At 47.6% G+C, this 544-nt stretch carries 1 protein-coding gene; it reads right to left on the bottom strand.

Going from position 1 to position 544, the window contains the following annotated elements:
- Window positions 1-200: 200 nt before the first annotated feature.
- Window positions 201-544, bottom strand: a 344-nt coding sequence (locus tag CD122_RS12020; RefSeq protein WP_240624160.1) for an MSCRAMM family adhesin SdrC, incomplete at its 5' end; no start/stop codon positions are given.

Raw genomic sequence — 544 nt, 5'->3', positions numbered from 1 at the left:
AGTAGTTCAGTATCAGAAAGTGAACGTGCGTCAAGAAGTGCAAGCGAGTCAACATCAGTGAGTGATTCAAATAGCGCGAGTAGATCAGCGTCAGAAAGTGCAAGCACGTCAGTATCGACAAGTAGTTCAGTATCAGAAAGTGAACGTGCGTCAAGAAGTGCAAGTGAATCGACATCAGTAAGTAACTCAACAAGTGTGAGTCAATCGGTGTCATCAAGTACTTCTACTTCAGCAAGTGAGGATGCGTCAAGAAGTGCAAGCGAATCAGCGTCAGTGAGCGCATCAGAAAGCACGAGTAGCTCAGCATCCGAAAGTGCAAGCACGTCGACATCGACAAGTAGTTCAGTATCAGAGAGCGAACGTATATCAAGAAGTGCGAGCGAATCAACGTCAGTGAGTGAATCGGATAGTGTGAGCAGATCAGCGTCAGAAAGTGTAAGCACGTCTGCTTCAACAAGTAGTTCGGTTTCAGAGAGTGAGCGAGCATCAAGAAGTGCGAGCGAATCGGCATCAGTGAGCGCATCGGATAGCACGAGCAGATCGG

Origin of the sequence: Staphylococcus rostri (assembly GCF_002902145.1) — a bacterium.
Taxonomy (GTDB): domain Bacteria; phylum Bacillota; class Bacilli; order Staphylococcales; family Staphylococcaceae; genus Staphylococcus; species Staphylococcus rostri.
Note: the sequence above shows the minus strand (reverse complement) of the source record. Positions and strands in the feature narration are given on the sequence as shown.